The organism is Arthrobacter sp. 05T47 (assembly GCF_056395825.1).
In genome coordinates, this window is the sequence record NZ_JBFTKG010000013.1 from 99,763 (window position 1) to 107,951 (window position 8,189).

General features: G+C 66.6%; 7 protein-coding genes and 1 pseudogene. 4 read left to right on the forward strand and 4 right to left on the reverse strand.

Features of this window, described 5'->3' with window-relative positions:
• Nucleotides 1–5 precede the first annotated feature (5 nt).
• The 3 genes from AC1DEY_RS11535 (at nucleotide 6) to AC1DEY_RS11545 (ending at nucleotide 4,083) form a co-directional block, all read left to right on the forward strand.
• The gene (locus AC1DEY_RS11535; protein ID WP_476868041.1) at nucleotides 6–3,017 is read left to right on the forward strand and encodes a bifunctional [glutamine synthetase] adenylyltransferase/[glutamine synthetase]-adenylyl-L-tyrosine phosphorylase; all 3,012 of its coding nucleotides are present in this window, start codon (nucleotides 6–8) and stop codon (nucleotides 3,015–3,017) included.
• Between the two features lie 76 nt (nucleotides 3,018–3,093).
• Complete coding sequence (locus AC1DEY_RS11540; protein ID WP_476868042.1) at nucleotides 3,094–3,510, forward strand: VOC family protein; 417 nt, start codon at nucleotides 3,094–3,096, stop codon at nucleotides 3,508–3,510.
• A gap of 57 nt (nucleotides 3,511–3,567) precedes the next feature.
• Nucleotides 3,568–4,083 carry a GNAT family N-acetyltransferase gene (locus tag AC1DEY_RS11545; RefSeq protein ID WP_476868043.1) on the forward strand — a complete coding sequence of 172 codons (516 nt, stop codon included), beginning with the start codon at nucleotides 3,568–3,570 and terminating at the stop codon, nucleotides 4,081–4,083.
• Between the two features lie 145 nt (nucleotides 4,084–4,228).
• Here AC1DEY_RS11545 and glnA read toward each other — a convergent pair whose 3' ends face one another.
• Entirely contained in the window at nucleotides 4,229–5,653 is a 1,425-nt protein-coding gene (glnA, locus tag AC1DEY_RS11550; protein ID WP_223985745.1) for a type I glutamate--ammonia ligase, read from the reverse strand.
• A 284-nt stretch (nucleotides 5,654–5,937) separates the two neighbouring features.
• On the opposite strand from glnA, the gene AC1DEY_RS11555 reads away from it, so the two are divergent.
• Entirely contained in the window at nucleotides 5,938–6,375 is a 438-nt protein-coding gene (locus AC1DEY_RS11555; protein ID WP_441410347.1) for an RDD family protein, read from the forward strand.
• 148 nt (nucleotides 6,376–6,523) lie between these two features.
• Here the strand turns inward: AC1DEY_RS11555 and AC1DEY_RS11560 are convergent, their stop codons facing one another.
• The 3 genes and pseudogenes from AC1DEY_RS11560 to AC1DEY_RS11570 form a co-directional block, all read right to left on the reverse strand.
• The gene (locus AC1DEY_RS11560) at nucleotides 6,524–6,925 is read right to left on the reverse strand and encodes a DUF3817 domain-containing protein (protein ID WP_476868044.1); all 402 of its coding nucleotides are present in this window, start codon (nucleotides 6,923–6,925) and stop codon (nucleotides 6,524–6,526) included.
• Between the two features lie 165 nt (nucleotides 6,926–7,090).
• Nucleotides 7,091–7,840: a DUF4191 domain-containing protein gene (locus tag AC1DEY_RS11565; RefSeq protein ID WP_476868045.1), complete on the reverse strand. Its 750-nt coding sequence runs from the start codon at nucleotides 7,838–7,840 to the stop codon at nucleotides 7,091–7,093.
• A gap of 90 nt (nucleotides 7,841–7,930) precedes the next feature.
• Nucleotides 7,931–8,189, reverse strand: a pseudogene (locus tag AC1DEY_RS11570) (lipoyl synthase); the annotation flags it as partial.

The following is an 8,189-nucleotide window of genomic DNA, read 5'->3' on the forward strand; positions in this document are numbered from 1 at the left end:
CCCCAGTGAGCCTGGCACGGCGCCTCATTGCCGCCGGCTTCAGTGATCTCGACAAGGGCGAGCGGTTCCTGGCTGCCCGGGAACTGGAGGGTCTCGACCAGGATGCCCTCTTTGCCGGGCTGCAGCTGGCGGCCAACCCGGACACGGCGCTGCAGTCCTTGGTCCGGCTGATCGAGAAGCACCCGGAGCTGCGCAAGCTCGCCGTCGCCGATTTGGAAAGCAGCGAAGCGCTGTACCGGGTCCTGGGTGCCTCCGAGGCGCTGGGGGAGTTCCTGATCCGCCACCCGGAGCACCTCGACGCGTTCGATGTCAGGGCCAGTCCGGAACCGATGGCCGCGAATGCCGGAGACCTGCGGTCCCGGCTGCTCCAGTCGGTGCGGGCCGATCCCAAGTCCGCCCGGCCGGTGGCGGGCCTAAGCGGCCAGGAGGCCTATGCGGCCCTGCGGACCGCCTACCGTCGCGGACTGGTGGAACTCGCCATCAAGGACCTGTGCGCCGCCGATCCGCTGGACTTCATGCCGGCCGCCGGTGCCGAACTGGCCGACCTCGCCGGCGCCGCGCTTGAGGCGGCCCTCGCCGTGTCCCGGGCCGAGGCCGCGGAGAAGTTCGACGCCGCGGAAGTGTCCGACGTCGGCCTCGCCGTGATCGGCATGGGCAAATGCGGAGCCCGCGAACTGAACTACATTTCCGACGTCGACGTCATCTACGTGATCGATGCCGGGACACTGGAGGACGCCCAGGCCATTACGATCGGCACCGTCCTGGCCTCCGGGATCTCGCGGGCGATCATGTCCACGAGCCGCGAACCGGGGCTGTGGGAAGTGGACGCGAACCTCCGGCCCGAGGGAAAGTCCGGGCCGCTGGTCCGGACCCTGGCCTCGCACGAAAACTATTACGCCCGCTGGGCCGAGAGCTGGGAATTCCAGGCCCTCCTGAAGGCCCGGACCATCGCCGGCGACGCCGCCCTGGGGGCGCGCTACGAAGCAGCCGTGTCGCCGTTGATCTGGTCCTCGGCCGGCCGGGAAGGTTTTGTCGAATCCGTCCGCGCCATGCGCCGGCGGGTCACCGAGCACATTCCCTCCGATGAGGAACAGCGGCAGATCAAGCTGGGCCGCGGGGGACTGCGCGACGTCGAGTTCACCGTCCAGCTGCTGCAGCTCGTGCACGGCAAGTCCGATGAATCACTGCGCTGCCGGGACACCACCTCGGCCATCGCCGCGCTGTCCGCGGGCGGGTACATCGGCCGTTCGGACGCCGCGGAATTCGACCGCGACTACCGCTACCTGCGCCTGCTCGAACACCGGATCCAGCTGTTCCAGCTGCGGCGCACCCACCTCATGCCGGTGAACGAAGCGTCGCTGCGCTCCCTCGCCAAGGCCGTCCTTGGGCCGTTCTCCGCCGAGCGGCCCAAGCCGGACGCCCTCGTGGCCGCCTGGCGGAAGACCAAGCGCTCGGTCCGGGAACTCCACGAGCGCATTTTCTACCGCCCGCTGCTCAATTCCGTCGCCACTTTGAGCAGCGAGGAGGCGCGGCTTACGCCGGAGGCCGCCCAAGGCCGTCTCGCCGCCCTCGGCTACCTCGATCCCCGCGGCGCCATGCGGCACATTGAGGCCCTCACCGCCGGCGTCAGCCGGCGCGCGGCCCTCCAGCGCCAGCTCCTGCCGATCCTGCTGGACTGGCTCGCCGACGGCGTGGACCCCGACGCCGGGCTGCTCGCCTTCCGGCGCGTCAGCGAGGCCCTCGGCACCACGCACTGGTACCTGGGCATGCTCCGGGATTCGACGGCCGCGGCCGAGCGGCTCTGCCATGTGCTCGCCAACTCCCGGCTGATCGCGGACCTGCTGGAGGTTTCGCCGGAGTCAGTGGCGTGGCTCGGCACGGACAAGGACCTGGTGCCGCTCAGCTTCGAATCCCAGTGGCTGGAGATCACCTCGAAGATGTCCCGGCACTCGGACCCCGAGAGCGCAATGCGGCTGATCCGGCTGATCCGGCGCCGGGAAATCCTCCGGATCGCCATTGCGGACAGTGAAGGGCTGCTCGACCAGGGCCAGGTGGGTGTGGCCCTCGCCGATACCGACCGGGCAGCAGTCCTGGGCGCGCTGCGCGTGGCGGAGACGATCGTCACCGCCGAGGAACCGCTGAAGACGCACCTGTTGGTGGTGGCGATGGGGCGCCAGGGCGGCCGGGAGATCGGCTATGGCTCGGACGCCGACGTCATGTACGTCCACCGCGGACTCCCGGGCGTGCCGGACGAGGAGGCGCAGGCACAGGCCCTGCAGATCGTAGGCAAGCTCTCAAGCCTGCTGACCCAGCCGCTCAAACCGGCGATCCTGGCCGAACGGGTGCTGGCGGTGGACGCGGACCTGCGCCCCGAGGGCAAGAGCGGGCCCATGGTGCGGTCCCTGGAATCCTATGCCGAGTACTACCGCCGGTGGTCCCTCGTCTGGGAGGCCCAGGCGCTGCTGCGGGCGCGCCCCATGGCCGGCGACGATGAGCTGGCAGAGGATTTTGTGGCGCTGATCGATACGATCCGGTACCCGGAGTCGTTGTCCGACCAGGACGCGCGGGAGGTCCGGAGGGTCAAAGCCAGGGTCGAGGCGGAGCGCCTCCCGCGCGGGGCCGATCCCGCCCGGCACCTGAAGCTTGGCCGGGGCGGGCTGAGCGACGTCGAATGGCTGGCGCAGCTGCTCCAGCTTCAGCACGCCGGCGAGCACCCTGAGCTGCGGACCACATCCACCGTGGAGGCCCTCGAGGCGGCCGCGGCCCTGGACCTGATGGACGCGGGGGACACCGTCATCCTCCTCCGGGCGTGGCGGCTGGCGAGCCGGATCCGTTCGGCCAACGTCATCTGGACCGGCCGGACCTCGGACCTGCTGCCCTCCTCCCGTCGCGACCTTGAGGCCGTTGCGCGCTGGTGCGGCTACGGCCAGGGCAACGCCRCGGAGCTGGAAGAGGACTACCTGCGGCTGAGCCGGCGCGCCCGGGCAGTTTTCGAGCGCGTCTTCTACGGCAACTAGCGCCCCGCCGGCGGCCCACGGATTACTGGCACCGGCCCTACAGACACGTGCTGCCGGGCGATGCTACCTTGGGCGGATGGCCAGGCAACTGTTTGTTAATCTTCCCGTCCGGAATCTCGATACGACTGTTGAATTCTTCACAGCGCTGGGATTCACCTTCAACCCCGCCTTCACCGATGAAAACGCCACGTGCATGATCGTCAACGACGGCGCCTACGTGATGCTGCTCGTCGAGTCCTACTTCAAGACGTTCACCTCGAAGTCAGTTGCCGCTACGGCTGACACCGCCGAGGCCATCATGTCCTTCTCGCTGGAGAGCCGGGAAGCCGTGGACGAGGTCATCCGAACCGCCCTCACCTCCGGGGGCACGGCCTCGGAAGAAGCCCAGGACTACGGCTTCATGTACACCCACAGCTTCCAGGACCCCGACGGCCACCTCTGGGAAGTGTTCTGGATGGATCCTGCGGGGCCGCCCAAGGAGGCTGCGCTCTAGCCCTGTCCCGTTGACGGGAGGCGCTGCAGGCACCGTCCGCGCGGGTACGCTGGCTACATGTCCGGACATGTTTGGCTGCTGCCTCTGAAGAACTTCGACAACGACGCCCGGGACATCAAACTGGGGGAGATCGCTCTGCTGGAACTCGGCGAGGGGCAGCAAAAGTTCGTCGGCGAGCCGCTGCGGATGATGCTGATCGCGCTCGAAGAGGAGTCCCGGTATCCATTCGCCGTGGATCAGAACGGCACCGCCGTCGGCGTGCTGACGCTCCAGGCCGGAGCGGCGACGCTTGCGGGCTGGCCCGACGACGACTCGGCGTGGCTCCTGCGTGGCTTCCTGATCGACCGCCGGCAGCAGGGCAAGGGCCTCGGCACCAGCGCCGCGGACGCCGCAGTGCGGGAGGCTGCCAAACTGACGGCGGGCCTGGGCACTGGCCAGTCCGGCGTCGTCCTCTCCGTCAACGAACTGAACCCCGGCGGGCTGGCCGCCTACCGCAAGGCCGGTTTCGAGGACCGCGGCCGCTACGAAGGCGGCGACGCCGGCCCGCAGCGCATCATGTACCGGGCATTCTGAACAGAGGTTAGTTTGGCGTCCGTGGGCCAGCGGTACTGGTTGGCCCTGATGACGAAAAGAGAGCCCGCACAGGCCGCCATCGCCGAAGCTCTGGCAGCCCGTGCGGGCTCTCTGTGGACTAAATCTGGTTTAGCCAGTGATCTAACTAGACGCCGTAGTAAAGCTCGAACTCGTACGGGTTCGGGCGCAGCGAGAGCGGACGGATCTCGTTCTCGTACTTGTACTCGATCCAGGTGTCGATCAGGTCCTGGGTGAAGACGCCGCCGGCTTGCAGGAACTCGTTGTCCTCGGCCAATGCCTCCAGGGCCTCCTCGAGGGTGCCCGGGGCCTTGGGGATGTCCTTGGCTTCTTCGGCCGGGAGCTCGTAGAGGTCCTTGTCGATCGGAGCCGGGGGTTCGATCCGGTTGCGGATGCCGTCAATGCCGGCCATCAGCTGGGCGGCGAACGCCAGGTACGGGTTGGAGGAGGGGTCCGGCGCGCGGAACTCGATGCGCTTGGCCTTCGGGTTGGAGCCCGTGATCGGGATACGGATACCGGCGGAGCGGTTGCCCTGCGAGTAGACCATGTTGACCGGGGCTTCGAAGCCCTTGACCAGGCGGCGGTAGGAGTTCACCGTCGGGTTGGTGAAGGCCAGGACGGCGGAGGAGTGCTTCAGCAGGCCACCGATGTACCAGCGGGCGGTGTCGGACAGGCCGGCGTAGCCCTTCTCGTCGTAGAACAGCGGCTCGCCACCGGTCCACAGCGACTGGTGGCAGTGCATGCCCGAGCCGTTGTCACCGAAGACCGGCTTCGGCATGAAGGTGACCGACTTGCCCCAGGCATCGGCGGTGTTCTTGATGACGTACTTGAACTTCTGCAGGTCATCAGCCGCGTGGGTCAGGGTGGTGAACTTGTAGTTGATTTCAGCCTGGCCGGCGGAGCCGACTTCGTGGTGGCTGCGCTCGACCTCAAGGCCGGCCTCGTCCAGTGCAACACACATGGCGTCGCGCAGGTCGGCCTGCTTGTCGGTGGGGGAGACCGGGAAGTAACCGCCCTTGACGGGGGTCTTGTAGCCGAGGTTTCCGCCCTCTTCCTCGCGGCCGGTGTTCCAGTGGGCTTCCTCAGAGTCGATCTTGTAGAAGCTGCCCTGCGGGGAGGACTGGTACTGGACGTTGTCGAAGACGAAGAACTCAGCCTCGGGGGCGAAGAACGCGGTGTCCGCAATGCCGGTGGAGGCGAGGTAGGCTTCGGCCTTCTCGGCCACGCCGCGGGGGTCGCGGTGGTACGGGTCGCCGGTGCGCGGGTTCACGATCGAGAAGTTCAGCGCAAGGGTCTTCTCCATGCGGAACGTGTCGATGAATGCCGTGGTCACGTCCGGGATGAGCTGCATGTCAGACTCGGCGATGCCCTGGAAGCCGCGGATCGAAGATCCGTCGAAGAGCTGGCCGTTGACGAAGAAGTCGGCGTCAACACTCTTGGCCGGCACGTTGAAGTGCTGCTGAACGCCAGGAAGATCGGTGAAGCGGATATCGACGAATTTGATGTCTTCGTCCTTGATGAACTTGAGGACTTCGTCCGCAGTCTTGAACATCTATGCTCCTTACGCATATGAAAAATCTGGCCGTCAGGCACATTGGTCCAGCGCAGTCCAACAGCGGAGAAGGCAAAAAAGCTTCCCCGCTTCGCAGTCGCTAGCAACTGTTACCACCCTAAGGACGTGGGATTTCCCCGCAGTGTCCGTATTGTTTCGGGGAGGTTACAGAATGCCCTGACAAGTAAACGCTAGTCGCCGGTCCACACTGTGACCTACATGGTCCACAGTGTGACACACTACCGCCCACACTGTGGACGGGCCAGAGCCGATAAGATTGAACCGTGGTTGATCGCAAAGACATCGGTTCATGGCTCACCGGGCCGGACACATCCGGCATATCCAGGTACCCGGGGGAGCGGCTGGGATTTCCCGAGGCCGGCCCCGGATCGATTGCCCGTGCCGGCCGGCGCATCCTGGCGATCTGCATTGACTGGGCCATCGCGCTGCTGATCAGCAATTTCGCCTTCGCCGGCGATTCCTGGGCCACCCTTGCCGTGTTTGCCATCGAGCAGATCCTGCTGATCGGCACCCTCGGCTACAGCATCGGCCACAGAATCGTGGGTATCCACGTGGTCCGGCTCGGCGGCGGTCCGGCGGGCCCCCTCGCCGCCCTGGTGCGCACAGTGCTGCTATGCCTCGTGATCCCGGCCGTCATCTTCGATCCAGACCAGCGCGGCCTCCACGACAAGGCCATGGATACCGTACTCGTCCGCATGTAGGACCTTCCCGCCGGATGCGCGACGTCGGTCCTTGCCGGTGCGCGCCGGCCAGACCCGTTGGGTCGGGCCCGGCCTGTACTAACTAGCGTCGGTCGGTAGCAATCAGCGCCGGTCAGTACCAATCAGCGCCCGTCGGTAGCAATAAGTATCAGACCCGGGCGGATAGGTCGTCGTCGTCGCGCGTCACTTCTTTTTCCTGTGCCCCTGCAAATTCCTGTGCCCGTGCGGGTTCGCCGGCGGCATTGAGGTGGCCCCGGCGCCCGGCCCAGCGTTCAAACCAGATGGTTGCAAAGGGAAAAACGGCGGACAGGCCGGAGAGCAGGGCAACCCGGAACGGCCAGCGAAGCTTCGCCCACAGGCTCAGTGCCGCGGCTGCGTAACCGATGAAGAACGCGCCGTGGATCGGGCCGGCAATCTCCACGCCGAGTTCCGTCGTCCGGGTGACCCATTTGAGCACCATGCCCACCAGCAGCGCGGCCCAGCTGAACGCTTCGGCAATGGCCAGCCCCCGGAAAATGCGAATGATGGTTGCGGTCGGTGGAAATGTCATGCGTTTCTCCTGGTTCCTGGCGTCAGTCGGGTCGGTCTTCAGCGCTCACGGAGTTGATCTGGGGCGGTAATGGAAACGCCCCGGCTGGCGGCCTGGAGCGGCCGTGAACCGGGGCGATTCTGTAGTACGGGTGGTTCTGAAATGCGTGGATGCTGCCGGCGGGGCCTAGCGACCGCGGGTCGGGCGGGCCTTGTAGGGATCGATGCCCTTCGGGATGGGCAGGCGGCCGCCGAGCGAGGAAATTCGCTTGGACACCGCGCTGACCTCGGTCTTGGTCAGTTCGCCCTTGAGCTTGTTCATCTTGCGGGCGACCTGGCTGAGCGGCACCTGGCCTTCGCCGCGGCCGCTCTCGATCACGTGGATGGTGACGTTGGGGAGGATGCGTGCAAGACGTTTGCGCTCGGCGTCAACCAGCGGCTTGACCCGGGCGCTGGGGCCTTCGCTGACGAGAACGACGCCGGGACGGCCGATGGCGCGGAAGACGGCGTCCTGCGTGCGGGGGTTCACGGCGACGGGCTGGTCCTCGGTGATCCAGCCGCGCTTGAGCGTGCCCAGTGCGGCACCTGAAGCGCCCGGCTGGTTCTCGATCTGCGCAAATGCAGCGCGTTCGGCGCGGCGGGACAGGATCAGCGTGGCCGCAAGGGCGCCCAGCGCGATGCCGATGATCAGGCCGGTGACCCAGTTTTCCAGCAGGAAGCCGACCAGGAGGCTGACGGCGACAACGCCCAGGAACGCAAGCAACATGAGCCACGGAACCATGGGGTCGTGGCGGCGCGTCATCTGGAAGACTTCGCCGATCTGCTTCAGCCGGCTCGGCTTCTTGGCCTTTGCTTCCTTGGGCTTACGGGAGAAAAGACCGCGCTTCGGAGCATCGGAAGCCGGGCTGGAGCTGCTGGGATCAGGGGAATTCGCCATAGTGCCTTAATTCTACGTGATTCACGGCCAAGGGCCGGCACCAGATGACTCCGGCGCCGGCCCTTGGCTGGAAGGGTGTTGCAGTTGGGTTCAGGAATGGGCGGCGAGCAGGGAGCTGGCTTCCTGGCGGGTGCTGCCGGAGCTTTCGATGTGCGCGAGTTCGGCGGGGATTTCCCAGCCCTTCTTGCGCATCGCGGTGGCCCAGAGCCGGCCGGCGCGGTAGGAGGAGCGCACCAGCGGCCCGGACATGACGCCGAGGAAGCCGATCTCGTCCGCCTCGTTCTGCAGGTCCACGAATTCCTGCGGCTTGACCCAGCGGTCCACGGGAAGGTGGCGCTCGGAGGGGCGG

Bases quoted from the DNA above. Each gene is read 5' to 3' on its own strand.
- AC1DEY_RS11560 (WP_476868044.1), bottom strand. From the start codon at position 6,925: ATGACATTTCCACCGACCGCAACCATCATTCGCATTTTCCGGGGGCTG.
- AC1DEY_RS11540 (WP_476868042.1), top strand. From the start codon at position 3,094: ATGGCCAGGCAACTGTTTGTTAATCTTCCCGTCCGGAATCTCGATACG.
- AC1DEY_RS11545 (WP_476868043.1), top strand. From the start codon at position 3,568: ATGTCCGGACATGTTTGGCTGCTGCCTCTGAAGAACTTCGACAACGAC.
- glnA (WP_223985745.1), bottom strand. From the start codon at position 5,653: ATGTTCAAGACTGCGGACGAAGTCCTCAAGTTCATCAAGGACGAAGAC.
- AC1DEY_RS11565 (WP_476868045.1), bottom strand. From the start codon at position 7,840: ATGGCGAATTCCCCTGATCCCAGCAGCTCCAGCCCGGCTTCCGATGCT.